Annotated in this window: 13 protein-coding genes and 1 pseudogene; 4 read left to right on the forward strand and 10 right to left on the reverse strand. The window is 63.8% G+C overall.

The window, feature by feature from the left end:
- Positions 1-60: 60 nt before the first annotated feature.
- From NIBR502772_RS20160 to NIBR502772_RS20185, 6 genes are all read right to left on the reverse strand, one after another.
- Complete coding sequence (locus tag NIBR502772_RS20160) at positions 61-1350, reverse strand: ABC transporter substrate-binding protein (RefSeq protein WP_141141521.1); 1290 nt, start codon at positions 1348-1350, stop codon at positions 61-63.
- Between the two features lie 97 nt (positions 1351-1447).
- Entirely contained in the window at positions 1448-2728 is a 1281-nt protein-coding gene (locus NIBR502772_RS20165; protein WP_141141522.1) for an MFS transporter, read from the reverse strand.
- 42 nt (positions 2729-2770) lie between these two features.
- On the reverse strand, positions 2771-3415 hold the full coding sequence (locus NIBR502772_RS20170; RefSeq protein WP_141141523.1) for a Poxvirus protein I5: 645 nt from the start codon (positions 3413-3415) through the stop codon (positions 2771-2773).
- Positions 3416-3427: 12 nt separating this feature from the next.
- A complete protein-coding gene (locus tag NIBR502772_RS20175) occupies positions 3428-4345 on the reverse strand; it encodes a carbohydrate ABC transporter permease (protein WP_104060469.1) in 918 nt (305 codons plus the stop codon).
- Complete coding sequence (locus tag NIBR502772_RS20180) at positions 4342-5292, reverse strand: carbohydrate ABC transporter permease (protein WP_141141524.1); 951 nt, start codon at positions 5290-5292, stop codon at positions 4342-4344. The genes NIBR502772_RS20175 and NIBR502772_RS20180 overlap by 4 nt, the downstream gene beginning before the upstream one ends.
- A gap of 45 nt (positions 5293-5337) precedes the next feature.
- Positions 5338-6621 carry an ABC transporter substrate-binding protein gene (locus NIBR502772_RS20185; RefSeq protein ID WP_141141525.1) on the reverse strand — a complete coding sequence of 428 codons (1284 nt, stop codon included), beginning with the start codon at positions 6619-6621 and terminating at the stop codon, positions 5338-5340.
- A 179-nt stretch (positions 6622-6800) separates the two neighbouring features.
- Between NIBR502772_RS20185 and NIBR502772_RS20190 the strand changes: the two genes are divergently transcribed.
- Positions 6801-8816 (forward strand): beta-galactosidase, encoded by a 2016-nt coding sequence (locus tag NIBR502772_RS20190; RefSeq protein WP_141141526.1) that lies wholly within the window; start codon positions 6801-6803, stop codon positions 8814-8816.
- A gap of 107 nt (positions 8817-8923) precedes the next feature.
- Here NIBR502772_RS20190 and NIBR502772_RS20195 read toward each other — a convergent pair whose 3' ends face one another.
- The 4 genes from NIBR502772_RS20195 to NIBR502772_RS20210 form a co-directional block, all read right to left on the reverse strand.
- Positions 8924-9874 (reverse strand): carbohydrate ABC transporter permease, encoded by a 951-nt coding sequence (locus NIBR502772_RS20195; RefSeq protein WP_210412329.1) that lies wholly within the window; start codon positions 9872-9874, stop codon positions 8924-8926.
- On the reverse strand, positions 9861-10784 hold the full coding sequence (locus NIBR502772_RS20200) for a carbohydrate ABC transporter permease (protein WP_246848604.1): 924 nt from the start codon (positions 10782-10784) through the stop codon (positions 9861-9863). The genes NIBR502772_RS20195 and NIBR502772_RS20200 overlap by 14 nt, the downstream gene beginning before the upstream one ends.
- 6 nt (positions 10785-10790) lie before the next feature.
- Positions 10791-11972 (reverse strand): sugar ABC transporter substrate-binding protein, encoded by a 1182-nt coding sequence (locus NIBR502772_RS20205; RefSeq protein ID WP_168223589.1) that lies wholly within the window; start codon positions 11970-11972, stop codon positions 10791-10793.
- A 216-nt stretch (positions 11973-12188) separates the two neighbouring features.
- Positions 12189-13202 carry a LacI family DNA-binding transcriptional regulator gene (locus NIBR502772_RS20210; RefSeq protein ID WP_141141528.1) on the reverse strand — a complete coding sequence of 338 codons (1014 nt, stop codon included), beginning with the start codon at positions 13200-13202 and terminating at the stop codon, positions 12189-12191.
- 128 nt (positions 13203-13330) lie between these two features.
- Between NIBR502772_RS20210 and NIBR502772_RS20215 the strand changes: the two genes are divergently transcribed.
- The 3 genes and pseudogenes from NIBR502772_RS20215 to NIBR502772_RS20225 form a co-directional block, all read left to right on the forward strand.
- Complete coding sequence (locus NIBR502772_RS20215) at positions 13331-14947, forward strand: FAD-dependent oxidoreductase (RefSeq protein ID WP_246848605.1); 1617 nt, start codon at positions 13331-13333, stop codon at positions 14945-14947.
- A gap of 50 nt (positions 14948-14997) precedes the next feature.
- On the forward strand, positions 14998-16983 hold the full coding sequence (locus NIBR502772_RS20220) for a hypothetical protein (RefSeq protein WP_141141529.1): 1986 nt from the start codon (positions 14998-15000) through the stop codon (positions 16981-16983).
- Positions 16984-17224: 241 nt separating this feature from the next.
- A pseudogene (locus NIBR502772_RS20225) lies at positions 17225-17639 on the forward strand (beta-galactosidase trimerization domain-containing protein); the annotation flags it as partial.
- Positions 17640-17655: the final 16 nt, after the last annotated feature.

The raw sequence follows: 17655 nt of genomic DNA on the forward strand, positions 1-17655 counted from the left end.
CGGTTCGCATCCGGCGTCGTCCGTTTCTGGCGGATCTGTTTCTGGAGGGTCCTGCCTCGCCTAGTTGAGCGAGCTCTTGATCTCCTCGATCGACTTCTTCGCCGCCTCCTGCGGGGAAATCCTGCTGAAGTGGACTTCGGTGGCGTACCGGGTCAGGACTTCGGAAACCGCACTGGATCCGGCGGGAGGCACGGCCGGGGCCTCGCCCACTTCATCGGCAATGTCATCGATGAATTTTGCCGTCAGCGCGTCGGTGGGCGTCAGCTTCGGGCCCACGGCCGCGCGAACGTCCGAATTTCCCGGGATGCCGCGGTCTGCCAGCCCGATCTCGCCGGCTTCAACGCTGTTGGCCAGGAAGTCGATGAACTTCTGGGTCTCCGCGGGATGCTTGGTCCGGGAACTGGCGGACCAGAACTGCGAAGCCTTGTAGAACTGCTCAGCTTTCATGGCGTCGCCCTCCACACTCGGCGGACGGTGGATTTCCAGTGCCTGCCCTGAGGCTTTGCTCAGTGCAGCAAGCTGGTTGGACCACACCCAGCCCATGGCGAAGCGGTTCGTTGCCAGGCCCTGCTGGTCCAGCGGTGCGCTGGCCTCTTCGGTCAAGACGGACGCACGCGGAACGGCCTTGGCGTCCCGCAGACCGGCCTGCATCTCGAAGTACTTCGTGGCATCGGCCTCGTCAAAGCCCAGGCCGCCGTCGTTGGTGAACAGGGACTTCCCGTGCTGGCGCATCCAGAGGTTGAAGGAGGCATCACCCACCACGCCCCCTGACCCGTAGATGCCGTCCTTGCTCTTGCTGGTGATGTCCGCTGCGGTTTCCTTGTAGTCATCCCAGGTCCAGCTCGAGTCATCAGGCAGCGATACCCCGCTGGCGGACAGCAGCGCGGGATTGGCCAGGACCACCAGTGCATTCATGCCCGCCGTGACGGCGAACTGCCCGCCGTCCGTCTTGCCGGCATCCGCGGCGGCCTGGTCGAACTTGGACAGATCCACGTCCTTGAGTTCCAGCAGGGCCCCGCGTTCGGCGTATTCGCCAAGGTACTGGGCATCCATCTGGATGATGTCCGGGGCGTCCTGCGAGGCAACCTGGGTGGCCAGCTTGTCCCAGTAGCCGGACCAGTCGCCGTACTCGCCCTTGATCTTAATGTTGGGGTTTTCCGCTTCAAAGGCCGCAATCAGCTTTTCCGTCATTTTGTGCCTCGTATCGGAGCCCCACCAGCTGAAACGCAGGGTGACCGGCCCGTCGGAGGCAGCCGGCGAGCTCCCGGCGCAGCCCGAAAGGGCCAGCGCCAGGACGGCCATGGCAGCCGCAACTTTGGGAATTCTGGATTTTCGGGCGCGTGAAAGCATTCGTTGGTCCTTTGATCTGGCAGTCGGGAGCGTCTCAGAAACCGCTTTCTCACAGACTAGGTGTGAGCCGCACCACGCGTCAAGAACTCACACAAAGTTACTTTTCCTCACAGGACTGCCAGTTCCGCACCCGCCGCGAATTCAGCCACAACAGAAGTCCGACGACGGCCGCGGACAGCATGGCCAGCGCACCGGTGACTACCAGGCCCGTCCGCACACCAAATTCCTCCGTCAGCCAGCCCGCCAGCAGGCCACCCAAAGCATGCCCGCCCAGCAGGAGCGGCAGGTAAAGCGCCATCACCCTCCCCCGGACTTCGGGGCCCGCCTCCACCTGCACGGCCGTGGCGGCGCTCGTCAGGAACACCAGGGTCATCAGGCCCACCACGGCAAGCATCACGGTGAAAGCGACCAGGTTGGGCATCAGCGCGGCAACCAGCTGCGAAAGCCCAAAGAGTCCGGCTGCGGCCACGATTCCCTTGCGGCCCATGGTCCTCAGCCGCGCGGCAAGCAGCGCACCGGCCAGGGCGCCGACGGCACCCACGGTGTTGAACAGGCCGAACCCCGCTGCACCGTTGTGCCACACCCGCTCGGCGAAGGCCGTCAGCACCACCGGTCCGTTCATGCCAAAGGCCCCCAGCAGGCCGGCAAGGACGATGATCAGCAGCAGCGAGGGCCGTTCCCGGACGTACCCGAAGCCGGCCAGCAGCTGGCCGCGTCCCCGGGACGCAGGCGTTGTGAGGTGCAGGAGTGCCGGCCGGACGGCGGCGATCAAGACCAGCACAAGCACGGAAAGCACGGCGTTCGCGGCAAAGGCGGCGGCGGATCCGGCCTGGGCGATCACCACTCCGCCGACGGCCGGTCCCACCATGGCGCCAAACTGGCCGATCGCGTTGTTGACGCCGATGGCCGGCCTCAGCCCGGCGTCGCCCACCACCTCGTTGATGAAAACCTGGCGCGCCGGACCGTCGACGGCCGACGTCACTCCCAGCGCAATGCAGCTTCCGTACACCGCCCACACGGTGATGTTTCCGCTGGCGTCCCACGCAGCCAGACCCAGGGCCAGCAACGCAATCACGGACTGGCACACCATCATGACGCTGCGCTTGGGAAACATGTCCACCAGCAGGCCGCTGAGCGGACCGATGACCAGCATCGGCAGGAACTGCAGCGCCACGGCGATCCCGACGGCGGCCGGACTCCCGGTGAGCTGCAGCACCAGCCAGTCCTGGGCCAGCCTCTGCATCCACACGCCCATGCTGCCGGCGAAGGTCATGCCCATGTACAGGCGGTAATTGTGCTGCGTCAGCGGCTGGTACCAGCGGACCGGAGTTTGGGAGGCGTGAAGGGATTCTGCGGACTTCGGGCTGTCGGAAGACACGTCTGGCTCAACTCGGTAGTAAATGGGAAATGCAGAGAAAGGCTAGGCGCGGCTGGACCGCATCTTGACGGCGGCGGAGGCCAGAATCAGCATGCCGGGCACCACCACAAACAGGGCCACGAGCATCCAGACAAAAACCACGGACGCGAACAGCGCCGCCGCAAGGAGGAGCGAGCCTGTCCAGTCACGCAGCGAGAGTGCCTTGGCGGTGTCAAGGGCTGCTGACCAGGCTCCCGGCGCGGAGGCTTCCTCGCCGTCGACGTCGGACCAGGCCACGCCGGACCAGGCAGCGGCGGTGCGCAGAAGCAGGACTGCTCCGGCAGCGGCCAGGATCAGCGTGGCCGGAAGGACAACCGAGCTGCCCGGCAGCTGACCCACTGTTGCGAGCAACAGGTTAAGGACAATCACGACGCCGGCTCCCGCCGTCGTGATTCCCAGCTTCCAGCTGCCCGGGAGGGCGGCCCGGAACGTGCCCCAGAGGCCGCGCAGGGAATCGTCGCGGCCGGCGAGATGCCGTTCCAGATGGGCGATCCCGGCTGCGTACGCGGCGGGGATGGTGACCAGCGGGATGGACAGCACCAGCACCAGCAGCCCGGCCAGCAGGGTCTCGGAAAACAGGGCAAAGCGGTTTACCGGGATGGGTTCATTGCGGCCGGATGCGGGTGTGGTGCTGTCCATGATGCTCATTTTCTGTATCCGTCAGCCCTTGAGGCCTTGGGTGGAAACGCCTTCAACAATGTAGCGCTGGAACACCAGGAAGAAGATCAGCACCGGGAGCAGGGCCAGGACGGACATTGCGATCATGGCGCCGTAGTCCGAGCTCTGGGTCTGGTCCACGAACAGGCGCAGGGCCAACGGCAGCGGATACTTTTCGGGGGTGTTCAGGTACAGCAGCGGCCCCAGGAAGTCGTTCCAGCTCCAGATGAAGGAGAAGATCGAGGTCGAGATGAGCGCCGGCTTCATCAGCGGCAGCATGATGGAGCAGAAGATCCGCACGTGGCCGGCGCCGTCGATGCGGGCTGCCTCGTCCAGTTCGGCCGGGAGGTTGCGCATGAACTGGACCATCAGGAAGACGAAGAAGGCATCCGCCGCGAGGAACTTGCCGATCAGCAGCGGGATGTAGGTGTCCACCAGGCCGAGCTGGTTGAAGATGATGTACTGCGGAATGATCACCACGTGGAAGGGCAGCAGCAAAGTGGCGATCATCATGCCAAAGAAGATGCTGCGGCCGGGGAACTTGATCCGGGCGAAGGCGTAGGCCGAGACGCTGGCCGAGAGGACTGTTCCAACCACAGCGCCGATGGCCAGGATCAGGGAGTTGGTGAAGAACTGCAGGGTGGTCACCCCGCCGATCCCGTCCATCGCCGTGACGAAGTTATCGAAGCTGAAATTGCTGGACCATAGCGAGGTGTTGGTGCCGCCGATTTCGGAGTTCGGCTTGAAGGACGAGGCGATCATCCACAGCGCCGGGTAGAGCACCACGCCGGTCAGGGCCAGGGCTACGGCATGGAATGCCACGCTCTTGGCGCGCTTGGTGCCCGTGGATTCCGACGTCGGGTTGTAGTCCTGCGTCTGGAGCATCGGGGCCGACTGCTTCGGGGTTGCCATAGTTGTCATTTCGAATCACCGCTGTAGTGGACCCAGGACTTGGACGTGCGGAAGATGACCAGGGTAATAAGACCGACGACGATCAGGAGCAGCCAGGCCATCGCCGAGGCGTAACCCATCCGGAAGTCGCTGAAGCCGCGCAGGTACAGGTAGAGGGTGTAGAAGAGGGTGGAGCCGGCCGGGCCGCCTTCACCGTTGGAGATGATGTAGGCCGAGCTGAAGATCTGGAACGCGTGGATGGTTTCCATCAGCAGGTTGAAGAAGACCACCGGGGAGAGCATGGGCCACGTGATGTTGAAGAACTTCCGCACCGGGCCGGCGCCATCCATCGACGCCGCTTCATACAGGTCCGCGGGGATCTGCTTCAGGCCGGCGAGGAAGATCACCATCGGGGCGCCGAACTGCCACACGGTCAGCAGGATGAACATCGGCATGGTCATGGCCGGGTTGCCCACCCAGCCGCCGAGGTTGATCCCGAAGAAGGACAGGCCCTGGTCCACCGGACCGGAATCGCCGAACATCGCCTTCCAGACGATCGCGATGGACACGGACGCGCCGATCAGGGACGGGGCGTAGAACGCGGAGCGGTAGAAGCCCTGGCCCTTGCGCTTGCTGTTGAGCAGCATCGCCACCGCCAGCGCCGCGGCGAGCTTCAGCGGTGTACCGAAGACCACGTAGGACACGGTCACGCCCACCGACTGCAGGAACCGTTCGTCCTGGAACATGGTGGCGTAGTTGTCGAGCCCGATCCATTTGGGCGGATCGAAAAGGTTGTAGTTGGTGAAGGACAGGTACAGCGAGGAAACCATCGGGCCCAGGGTCAGGACGATGAATCCCAGCAGCCAGGGCAACAGGAAGGTGTAACCGGCGCGGGCATCCGCCCCGCTCCGCTTTGATTTGCGCGGAGCGGGGGCGGACTGCGTCGAACGCCTGCTCAGGGTTGGGCTTTGAGTCACGAGTTCAATCCGTCAGTTGGGAACGTCGGGCAGACAATACGCTGCTCAGGCGTTCTGCTTGATGAGGTCTTCGGCTTCCTTGAACCACGCGTCGGCCGCGCCGTCAATGGTGAGCTTGCCGTAGTTCAGGTCAGAGCTGACCCGCTTGAAGGAGGCTTCCAGCGTGCCGAAACCGACGATGGGCGGCTCTGGAGCGTCCTTGAGGTATTTCTCGATGGACTTCTCGTAGTCAACAACCAGCTTGTCCGTGCCTTCAAACGTGGTGCCGTCGCGCTGGGTCTTGGAGGCCGGAACGCCGCGGGAGGTCTTGAAGATCTGGCCTACTTCGGGGTCGTTGACCATAAAGTCGATGAACCGGGCGGCGGCGTCCTTGTTTTTGGTCTTGGCGCTGGCCACCATCAGCATGGACGGCTTGAGGAACAGGCCCAGGTTGTCCTTGTCATCGGAGGGAACCGGGACGAGCTTGAGCTCCTTGGCGCCGCTGTCACCGAGGTAACCGGCCATGAAGTTATCCCAGGTGACTTCCGTGGCGGTCACGTTCGAGCCAAAGGGTGACTTGGGGGCGAGCTGGGTGACGCGCTCTTCGGAAACGATGGCAGGGGTGCCGCGGAGAGCTGCTGCCTGGTTCCACCATTTCTTAAGGTCGTCCTTGCTGAAGCCGAGCTTGCCGTCCTCGGTGAAGGCCTCGATGTTGTTCTGGCGCAGCCAGATGTTGAACATCCACCAGACGCCGGTGTAGTCCGTGCCGCCGAAGAGCGCGCCGTTGCCCTTGGCTCCGACCTCGGCCAGGAAGTCGTTGTATTCCTTGTAGGTCCAGGTGCCGTCCGGCTCTGCGATTCCAAGTGAGGCGAGCTTCGCGGGGTCGTAGTAGACGGCGAAGGCGTTGGTGCTGGTGGGGATGCCGTAGGTCTTGCCCCGGATCTGGCCGGATGGCAGGAGTGACTTGTCGAAGGCGTCCGTGTTGATCTTGACCGTGCCCAGGTCCAGGAGCTGGTTACGCTGGCCGTAATCGCGCATGTAGGACAGGTCCCACTGCATCACGTCGGGGAGGCCGCCACCGGCAGCTTCCGTGGCCCGCTTCTGCCAGTATCCGGCGAAGTCCGTGAAGTTGCCGTTGACCTTGATGTCCTTGTTTTTTTCTTCGAACAGCGCGATCGCCTTGCGGGTGCGCTCGGCGCGGTCATCGTTGCCCCACCAGGTGTAGTTGATGGTGACAGGATTCTCCGCCGAACCCGTCTGGCTGGGGGCCGGTGAGCCACACGCAGCCAGTGCTGCAGCGGATGCCGTGCCGATGGCTACGGTGGTGAGGAAATTCCTTCTGTTGATCATGAGAGCCTCCTTGCTCGAGTTGTGCAGGCCAATGGCTTCTGTGATTACAACGTGAGTTGTGAGCTGGCTTACACGCTTTCTGAAACGATACAATACCGGCATTCCAAAGTTTGGGCAAGCGTTTTCCCAAACCTCGCGATTCAGGTACGTTTAGTCCATTCCGTAGACGAAGGAGTCCCATGAGCATGCAGCGTAATTCCGGTCCGGCCAGCGTCTGGAGCAACGTGGAAGGGATCGCCTACGGCGGCGATTACAACCCTGAACAGTGGCCCGCGGACATCCGGCTGGAAGACCTGGAGCTCATGAAGGAAGCCGGCGTCAGTTTCCTGAGCGTGGGCATCTTCTCGTGGGCCTTGCTCGAACCGGCTGAGGGCGAATACAACTTCGGCTGGCTGGATGAAGTGATGGACAATCTCGCCGCCACCGGGCTCAAGGTTGCCCTGGCAACCGCAACCGCTGCTCCCCCGGCCTGGCTGGTCCGCAAACACCCGGAAATCCTGCCGGTCACCGCTGACGGAACCGTGCTGGGACCGGGCTCCCGGCGGCACTACACACCGTCGTCGGCCGTTTACCGCCGGTATGCCACCGGCATCACCCGGGTGATCGCCGAGCGGTACAAGGACCACCCTGCGCTGGCGCTATGGCACGTGGATAACGAGCTCGGCTGCCACGTCTCCGAGTTCCATGGCGCGGAGGACGCCGCGGCGTTCCGCACGTGGCTGGGGCGCCGGTACGGCAGCATCGAGGCGCTGAACGCGGCCTGGGGCACGGCGTTCTGGTCCCAGCACTACGGTTCCTTCGAGGAGATCCTGCCGCCCGGCGTCGCGCCTTCCACGCTGAATCCGGGCCAGCAGCTGGACTTCCAACGGTTCAATTCGTGGGCCCTGATGGACTACTACCGGGAGCTGCTGGCGGTTCTGCGGGAGGTCACCCCTGGGGTCCCCTGCACCACCAACCTGATGGCGTCCAGCGCCACGAAGGCACTGGACTACTTCGAGTGGGCCAAGGACCTGGATGTCATCGCCAACGACCACTACCTCGTGGCTGCGGATCCCGAGCGTCAGATCGAACTCGCGTTCAGCGCGGACCTGACCCGGGGAATCGCGGGCGGCGAGCCGTGGATCCTGATGGAACATTCGACGTCGGCCGTCAACTGGCAGCCGCGCAACCAGCCCAAGATGCCCGGCGAAATGCTGCGCAACTCCCTGGCCCATGTGGCCCGTGGAGCGGATGCGGTGATGTTTTTCCAGTGGCGGCAGAGCTTCGCCGGGTCCGAGAAATTCCACTCCGCAATGGTCCCGCACGGCGGCCGCGACACACGGGTGTGGCGCGAGGTGGTGGAGCTCGGGTCTGCCCTGAAGCGGCTCGCACCGGTGCGCGGCTCACGGGTGGAATCCCGCGTGGCGATCGTGTTCGACTACGAAGCCTGGTGGGCCAACGAAATCGACTCCAAACCGAGCGAGGACGTGAAGTACCTGGACGTACTGCGGGCGTTCCACCGGTCGCTGTTCCTGCGCGGGATCGCGGTGGATATGGTCCATCCTTCTTCGTCCTTGGAGGGCTACGGCCTGGTCCTGGTGTGCACGCTCTATTCGGTGACGGACGCAGCCGCTGCCAACATCGCTGCTGCCGCGCGGGCCGGAGCCACGGTGCTGGTGACGTATTTCAGCGGGATTGTGGACGAGCAGGACCACGTCCGGATGGGCGGCTACCCCGGCGCTTTCCGGGAGCTGCTGGGGATCCGCGTGGAGGAATTCCACCCGCTGCTGGCCGGCGGGCAGTTGAAGCTGAGCGACGGCGGGGTGGCTTCCGTGTGGAGCGAGCACGTCCACCTCGCGGGGGCCGAAGCGGTGCAGACCTTCACCGAGTATCCGTTGGAGGGCGTGCCGTCGCTGACGCGGCATGCGGTTGGCTCCGGTGCTGCCTGGTACCTGGCGACGTTCCCGGACCGCGACGGCGTTGAAGCGATCGTGGACCGGCTGCTGGCCGAGTCCGGCGTCGCTCCCGTTGCCGCCGCCGACCGCGGTGTGGAACTCGTACGTCGACGGGCCGACGACGGCGGCAGCTTCCTGTTCGCGATCAACCACTCACGCTCAGCCGCGGCGGTGGAGGCCGCCGGCGTTGACCTGCTGACGGGCGCGGCGTTTGCGGGGACTGTTGCAGCCGGTTCCGTTGCGGTGATCGCGGAGGACTGACGCGGGGTTCGGTGGCGGCTCGATAGATGCAGCATGGAACTGAAGGAGTCAGCTGGCCGCACACACAGACCTGCCGCGCTAGACCTGCGCAGCAGGCCGACCACAGGTTAGCCTTTCACCCCCGTGCCGGCGATTCCTTCGATGAACTGCTTCTGCGCTAGGAGGAAAACAATCAGGATCGGGATCACCGTGAGCGACGCTGCTCCGAGCTGGGTGGTCCACAGCGGCTCGCCATACCCGTCCTGATACCGCGTGATTCCCAGCGCCACAGTAAATTTCTCCGGGGTTGTCAGGAAGATCAGCGGTTCAAAGTACATGTTGAACGACCGTAGGAACGTAAGGATTGTGACCGCCGCGATCGCCGGCCGCGCAAGCGGGAATGCGATTCGCGTGAAGATGCCCACTCGCCCCAGCCCGTCCAGTCGAGCGGCCTCCTCAAGTTCACCTGGCAGCGACAGGAAGTACTGCCGGAAGATGAACACCGACACCACCGAGGAGGGACCAAGCAGGGGCATCAGGATGAGCGGCCAATGGGTGTCGGTGAGCCCTATCGCGTTCACCGCCGTGAAGATCGGGATGATCGTTACTTCACTGGGGACCATCATGGAGGCAAGAAGGATCACAAACATGGTGTTACGGAACGGAAACCGCATCCGCGCAAACGCGTAGCCCGCCAGCCCCGATACGGCGAGCGATCCCGCCGTTACGATGAACGCGATGTACAGCGAGTTCCCGTACTGCTGCAGGAACGGCTGAGCCGTGAAGATCTTCGCAAACCCATCCAGCGTCCACTCCACCGGCCAGAGCCTGGGCGGCTGCGAGAAGATCTCCGACGTCGGCTTGAACGAGCTGAAGATCATCCAAACCGTCGGATAGATAAACGGGATCGAGAGGAGGACGAGGATCGCATAGAGCACCACGGTGTTGATGCGACTGCGGGCGCGCGATCCGCGCGAATCGCGGTTTGCCTTGGTTTTTCGTGGAGGCGCTACCCGGAACGAGACAACGGCTTCAGGGGCCTCCGGAGTCTGGACCTCAGAAATTTCAGTTTTCATCATTAACCCACTTCTTGCGCGACATCCACTGCACCATGGTCAATACGAGAATCACGGTGAAGAGCACAACGCCGATGGCACTGGCATACCCGAACTGCTGCTGCTGAAACGCGGTCTGGTATAGGAAATATGGCAAGATCAGCGTCGAGTCGGCTGGTCCGCCCTGGGTCAGCAACTGGATCGGTGCGAACACCTCCAGCGAACCGATGGTGGTGAGAATGCCGGCGAGGAGGACCGTCGGCGAAATCATCGGCAGCGTGATGGAAAAGAACGACCGACGCGGCCCCGCCCCATCCAATCGTGCGGCCTCCTTGATCTCCCCCGGAACCCCCTGCAGCGCCGCGAGGAACAGCACCATGTTCATGCCAACCCCCTTGAACACCTGGATAACAACAACCGACGGAAGCGCCGTCGCCGGACTGGTCAGCCATCCGGCGCCGTCAATGCCAAACATCGCAAGCATGCCGTTGAGACCGCCCTCCGGAGCGAGGAGGAAGTTCCAGACGATCGACCAGGAGATGATCGACACCACAACCGGCGAGAAGAAAAACGCACGGAAGGTGGCTATGCCGCGCATCCGATTGTTGAGGAGCAGCGCGAGGCTGAGCGCAAGAACAAGATTAAGCGTGACGATCCCGGCACCAAAGAGGAAACTCGACCGGAGGGAGTTATAGAACCGCTGGTCGCCAAACAGTTGGGTGTAGTTGTCGATCCCAATGAAGTTAAAGGTGCCGGTGAGCGGAGTCCATTCGTTCAGGCTGTACCAGATGACCGCGATGAAAGGGATGATACCGAGCACCAGAACACCGATGAACTGTGGGGCGACGAACGCCAGTCCTATCCAGCGGTCGCCTCCATCGAGGCGCCGCCGGACCGGGCGAGTCATCGCCCGCGTGCGGGTTGCGGACGACACAGTGCGTCAGCGTCCGAGGACGGGCTGAGCGGCATTGCAGACGGCGGAGGTCGCGGCTGCGACATCTCCACCAGTCCACACCGAATCAAGAGCCGAGCTCACAAGACCGGTCACCCGCGAGTAGACGGGACTCGAGGCCTTGACGATTGCGTCGGGAACCACGTCGATGATCGCCGACTGGATCTGTCGCTCGCTGAGCTTCGGGGCGGCGGCCGAGAGCGTCTCAATGTTCATGAGTGACTTGCGAGACGGCGGGAAGTAGGTGGCGAGCTTCTCCGAGTTCACGGCGTTTGTGAAGTACGCCAGAAAGTCGGTCGAGGCATCCACGTGCTTGCTCTTCGCCACCACACCGATGCCGGCCTGGCCGATCACACCCTGCTTACCATCCGGGCCCGCGGGCAGCGGAAGGAAATCCCACTCGAAGCTGTCGTCGAGGGCACCCGATGCGCTGAGCTGCGCCACGCTGAACGCTACGTTGCCTGTGGCAAAAACCGGGTTCTGCGCCACCGTGGTGACGGCGGGCATGGCACCGCGATCTGTCTGGGTCTGGAACCAGGAGAGGAAATCAACCATCGCGGGTTTGCTGAACGTGCAGCTGGTGGAGTCATCCGTCCAGGGTGCGGCGCCCCACGATGCCCAAAGCGGGGTGAGGTTGTCCCAAGTAGTCGGCGAGAAGGAGGGAACAACCAATCCAGAGTTCCCTGTGGTCGCCTTGACGGCCGCTGCGATGTCGGCGATCGTGTCCCAGGTGTACTCACTCGTGCCCACGAGTGCTGACACGTCTGGCTGTCCGGCTGCTTTGAGGATGTCACGGTTCACGTACATTGCGAACGGGCTGTTCGAGAACGGGTAGGCGTAGAGAGCGCCCTCCTTCTCCCAGAGCGCGGTCGCACTCGGCAAGAGGTCGTCGAGGTTGTAGCCATCGGCGCTCTTGAAAGTGTCGGTGAGGTCTGCGAGAACTCCACTCTGAATGAATTCCGGGGCGTTCGCCTCGGGGATCCAGGCAAGATCCGGAACGTTGCCGCCGGCGATGCGGGTGGTGAGGCCGGCTATGTAGTCCTGGTTAGTGATCGTCTCGAAAGTGATCGAGTTCACCTCGCTGTTATCGGCGAGGTAGCCTTCGGCGATCTTGTCGAACAGTGCGAGGTGGTCCTTGTTTGCCGACCAGACGGCCATCGTTAGGTCCACAGGGCCACCGTTCGCGGCACCCGGTGGGCTACAGGCTACGAGTGATGTTGCTGTAATAGCGAGGACGCTAAGGAGGGCAACCCTCCGGGACGGCAGATTCATGAGCAGGTACTCCTTCGTACAAGGGCCGAGGACGACCTCGGCGCCAACTGCTCACCGGTGTCGAGAATCATGCTATCAACGATTCCCGACAATACAAGAGAAATTTCTCGATAGTTATCGAACGCGGGGTTCGCCGACTGAACCGCGCACCACAAGCGTTGTCGCCAACTCGGTGTGACGCGCCATCGGCTCTTCCCCTAGGAGGAGCTGCCGCGCGACGCGCACCGCATGTTTGCCCATCTCCTCTGACGGCTGCCGAACACTGGTTAGCTGAGGCGCCGTCATCCGCGCAACAATCTGGTCGTCAAAGCCGATCACACTGAGGTCCTCAGGCACGCGCACGCCTTGGCGCCGCGCAGCCTCGATTACCCCGGCGGCCTGAAAATCGCTCGCGGCGAAGATCGCGGTGGGCGGGTTGGGGAGACTCAGGAGCGTGGTGCCGTCGGCCAGGCCGGAGTCGTAGGAGAACTCGCCGTGTCGGATCAGCTCCGGATCCGCCGGGATGCCGCGCGCACCCAGAGCGGCGAGATACCCGTGCTGCCTGGCGAGGGACGACTGGGTATCGGCAACACCGGTGAGCATCCCGATCCTGCGGTGGCCCGCTGCAATGAGGTGCTCGGTAGCTTCTAGTCCGCCCGCCCAGTTGGTGGCACCAACACTGTAAGACACGTCATCCGGACGAGTGTACGGATCCACCACGATGAGCGGAATTCCGAGCAGGCGGAAGCGGGCGCGCTGGTCTGCGTCCAGCGTCGGTCGCACGGCCACGACGGCCGTGCGGCCGCCGCCGAGGTCATCGATCCACCTCAGATCCGTGTCGTCCGGATGCACCGAGATCACAAGATCAAGATCATGCGCTTGCGCCTCGGCCGCCGCCCCGCGAAGGACGTCGAGCGTGAGGGGAGAGTTCATGGTGCGCGTGAGAAATGTGATGCGCTCCTGAGGCGCAATGTGGCGCCGCTTCAGCGGCACATAGCTGCTCTCGGCCAGCAGCCTTTCGACGCGCTTTCGCGTGGCTGCAGCGACATCGGGCTGCCCGTTTGCAACCTTCGAAACGGTGGAGATAGAGACCCCCGCTTGCTCAGCAATATCCGAGAGCGACGCTGTTGCACGCTTCTTCGCGCTCATGGCGCTCCTTCCTTCACGGGTGACTGCATCGAGTCTAATGCCGCGTCGAAAGACTTGACGCTCTACGATACTCGTGCAATTATTCTCGGGAATTAGAGCATAAATTTGCGATAAATATTGAAAGGCTGATGATGACCGAGCAAGACACCGAAATCCTGATCGTGGGCGGAGGCGTTGGCGGTGTCTCCGCAGCCCTCGCGGCACTGGAGCGCGGACGGCGCGTTGTCCTCACGGAGGAAACGGACTGGCTCGGTGGGCAGCTCACGACACAGCTGGTGCCGAGCGACGAGCACATCCGTGTCGAAACGACCGGACGCAACGCGAGCTATGCACGATTCCGCGATCTGCTGCGCTCCCACTACCGCGACTTCTATCCGCTCACCGACGAGGCGGCCGCCGACGCGCATCTCAACCCCGGTGCCGGCTGGGTCAGCCCGGTCTGCGTTGAGCCTCGCGTGATCCTCTCGGTGATCGACGGCCTGCTTCGCCCCTTTGTCTCGGCGGGGCAGCTAACCATCCTGCTCGAGACACGACCCGTCTCCGTTGCCACGTCCTGGGACCGCATCGACGCGGTCACGTTTGAGACCGCAGACGGTGCCGAGATCGTGGTCTCGGCGTCCGTTGTGCTCGACGCGACGGAACTTGGCGATCTGCTGGAGCTCGGTGGCGTGGAGCACGTGACCGGTCGTGAGTCCCGCGAACAGACTGGTGAGCCGAGCGCCGCCGATACGGCCGACCTGCTCGACATGCAGGGGGTGACTTGGTGTTTTGCCATAGATCATCGAGACGGCGAGGATCACACGATCGATCGCCCCGCCCGTTATGAACACTTCCGCGACTGGCGGCCCTCGCAGCTGCACGGCGAGCGGATTCTGGGCTTCGGGCGGGCACCGGAGCACTCCGGCGATCCCGCTCGGGCGTATCTGCTCACGCCGAACCCCGACGATGACCCGTCTGGGATCGACGTGGACCACCGCAACATGGGCGCAGCGCCGGAGCTGTGGACGTACCGTCGCATTCTCGCTCGTCGGCAGTTCCAGCCCGGCTTCTTCGCCAGCGACGTCACGATCGTCAACTGGCCCATGAACGACTACATCGGCGGCCCACTCTTTGGCACCCCGGATGCGGCAGAGCACCGAGCCGCGGCGAAGGAACTGAGCGAATCCCTGCTTTACTGGCTGCAGACCGAGGCACCTCGCCCCGATGGTGGCACCGGATGGCCGGGATTGCGTCTTCGTCCCGATATCGCCGGCACGGCCGATGGCTTCGCCAAGGTGCCCTACTACCGGGAGTCGCGGCGTATCCTGGCCGAGCGGACGATCGTGGAGCAGGACTTCTCCGTTGAGATCCTCGGCGACAACCCGGCGGTCTCGTATCCGGACTCGGTGGGCGTCGGCCACTATTTCTGGATTGATCGGCATCCCTCCACCGGTGGACATCCCGGCGGGGGTGGACGACCGCAGCCGTTTGAAATCCCGCTCGGCGCGCTCATCCCCCGCCGCGTCGACAACCTCCTCGCAGCCGCGAAGAATATCGGCACCACGCAGATCACAAATGGCAGCTATCGGCTGCAGCCAGTCGAGTGGTCGATTGGCGAGGCCGCGGGCGCGATTGCGTCGTTTGCGGTGGCGGGCGCCATCACCCCGCGGGCGGTTCGCAACGATGAGCGCCTCCTCGCCACATTCCAGGACGACCTGGTTGCCCATGGGGCACAGCTGCGCTGGGACCCGGCGCTGCGCTGGTAGTTTTCGACGCGCCATCCGGCGCGGCGTTCAAAAAAGAGAGAGGACCGTCGATGACGACGTCTGACCAGGTGCCCGGTGCAATCCAGCCCATTCTGACGCGGAGGGGGTTGATCATCGGCGGATTTGCCGCCGCGTCGGTCCTCACTCTTTCGCCTCCCGGGCGGCTGTCGCCCGCGGCGGCCACCACGGCCGGTGGCGCATTGCCCTTAGTGCAGGAACTCGCCACCCCTTCGGATCGAACCGCCTTTGATCCCGTGGAACAGGTGCTGGCCGACTACCTTGTGATCGTGGCGGCCATGGCCAACGACATCGTCACCGATGGCGGTCCGATGCACGGATGGATGTCGGGCGGATGGTGGCGCACACCTTCGGAGCCCTTTAACGCTCGTGTTCAGGAGCACGTTGCCACGCTCGCCTGGTTCTATGCGAATGCGCGCAGTTGGAACCCCTACGCTGGTGACCCCGCACTGCTTGCCCGACTCGATGCTGCGATCGGGTTCTATCTCGATCTCCAACACAGCGACGGGTCCTGGCCTGAGTATTCGGCCGTCGAACACAGCAGGGCAGCGACGGGCTTTGGTCTGGTGTCGCTCACGGAGGCGTATCGGCAGTTGGAGGCCGCATCCGTGCTCCCGGCTCGACGAACACAGATGGAGGATGCTCTGCGCCTGGCCGCGTCCTGGTTCCTCGATCTGAGCAATTCGACCACGTGGGGCACACCAACAACCATCATCCGGTTTGCCAATCAGACCATCGCGGGGCTCGTAGGCTGCGCTCATGCCGCCGAGGCTCTTGGCGACAGTGCGCTGACGGCGGCGGTGGATACGGGCATCGGTGTCTTCTCCGCCCGCGCACAAGCGTCCGGGGGATGGTTTTATGAACCAACCGGGCTTGATCTGGCGTACAGCCATGAGGTCCAGGTACCCGATATGGCCGACCTTTATCGGGTCACCGGCGACCAACGGCTGCTCGATATGGCTGAACGGTGGCTCGGGATACTCAGTCTGGTCACCGTGCGTGAGCCCGATGGATCCGGATATATCGGCATGGGTTCGGCATCCGCGCGCACGGGTGGCAGCGTTCCGATCACGGACGCTTTCAGCGACGCGCGGGACCGCACGGCTTTCACCGGGGAGCTTCTCCCGGCTGTGCCAGGGTTTGCTGCGTATCGTCCCAGCGTCAGCACCGTCAATACGGCGCGTGCCCAGTGGGCTGCGTCGACCGATCCGATTGTGGGGCGGGCGAAGCAGAACACATCTCCTCGGCTGTGGATGCACGTTACCGCGAACGCGCCGCTGGCGAGTGCAGCCGACCGCTCGGCGGCGCTTGCCGCCCTGCCCACGATTGCGTCGTCACGGTTCACGGAGGCGCGGACAGGGGTGCTGGGGATGCAGTTTGTGTTTGTCCGGCGCCCGCGCTACTACCTCGCCTCGCTGTTTGGGCAACGCGCGTCGACGAGGGTGCGTAATGGTTCGCAGCTGCTGTGGCACCCGACAATGGGTACGACCATCGTGGGGTTTAACAATGCCGCTGTTGACGATGATTTCTGGGGCACGATTCTCGGTGACGGGGTCGATGAGGCACGTGCGACGCTGACCGCGGCGTTTGCCTCCGGTGGAGCACCGGTCGCCATCACTGGGCTCGGCGCGGTGACGGGCGATTTTAGCATCACCGCGTCCTCCGCGACGGGGATTAAGACAGTCACCGACGTGGCCGACACCGGCTTCACCCGCACCGTCACGGCCCCGTCGGCCGGCACCGAGCAGATCCCGCTGCTGCTTCAACAAGGCGATGCGCTGCAATGGTTGGGCAGTGGCAGTGGGTCCCCGACGTGGGGGCAGAACTCAGCGGCCGCGGCGACGGGGCTGTGCCTCACGCGCAGCGGCGTCAAAATGAAGCTGAAGTGGGGCGCCAGAGAAAACGTGACCCTGACGGACACCGCCCGTACCATCTTCGAAGATGGCGACCGCCGGCAGCACCTCCTGCGAATCCCCCACCCCGGCGCCCTCACCCTGGAGGTGGCTTTCTCGTCCTAACAAACGCACAAAACCCTCCCAGATCCGCGATATGTTTCGGACCTGGGAGGGTTTTGTACGTTTGTTCCGCCGGTTGGAACGCCCCGTACAGTGATCCACCAGTGGACCCACTCGAAGACGATCTCCATCACGTCGGTTTAGGTCTTCAACGCCCCGCTGCGGAACGGTGAATCCTTCGCGACGGCCTCGTTCTTGAACATCCCCATCACTGTCTCGGCCGCGGCATTGTCATAAGCGTCACTCGCTGTTCCTGCGCGGGGTCGCGGTGGATCTGGTCCATCCGTCCGCGTCGCTGGAGGGCTACGGCCTGGTCCTGGTGTGCACGCTCTTCGGTGACTAACGCGGCCGCCGCAAACATTGCCGCCGCCGCGCGGGCCGGAGCCACAGTGCTGGTGACGTATTTCAGCAGGATTGTCGACGGGCAGGCCACATCCGGATGGGCGGCTACCCCGGCGCTTTCCGGGAGCTGCTGGGGATCCGGGTGGAGGGATTCCATCCGCTGCTGGCCGGCGGGCGGTTGAAGTTGAGCGGCGGCGGGGTGTCTTCGGTGTGGAGCGAGCATGTCCACCTCGCGGGGGCCGAAGCGGTGCAGACTCTCACCGAGTATCCGCTGGGGGGGCGTGCCGTCCCTGACGCGGCATGCGGTTGGTGCGGGTGATAGTGCGGGCGCTG

It is taken from the genome of Pseudarthrobacter sp. NIBRBAC000502772 (genome assembly GCF_006517235.1).
In the GTDB taxonomy this organism is placed as follows: domain Bacteria; phylum Actinomycetota; class Actinomycetes; order Actinomycetales; family Micrococcaceae; genus Arthrobacter.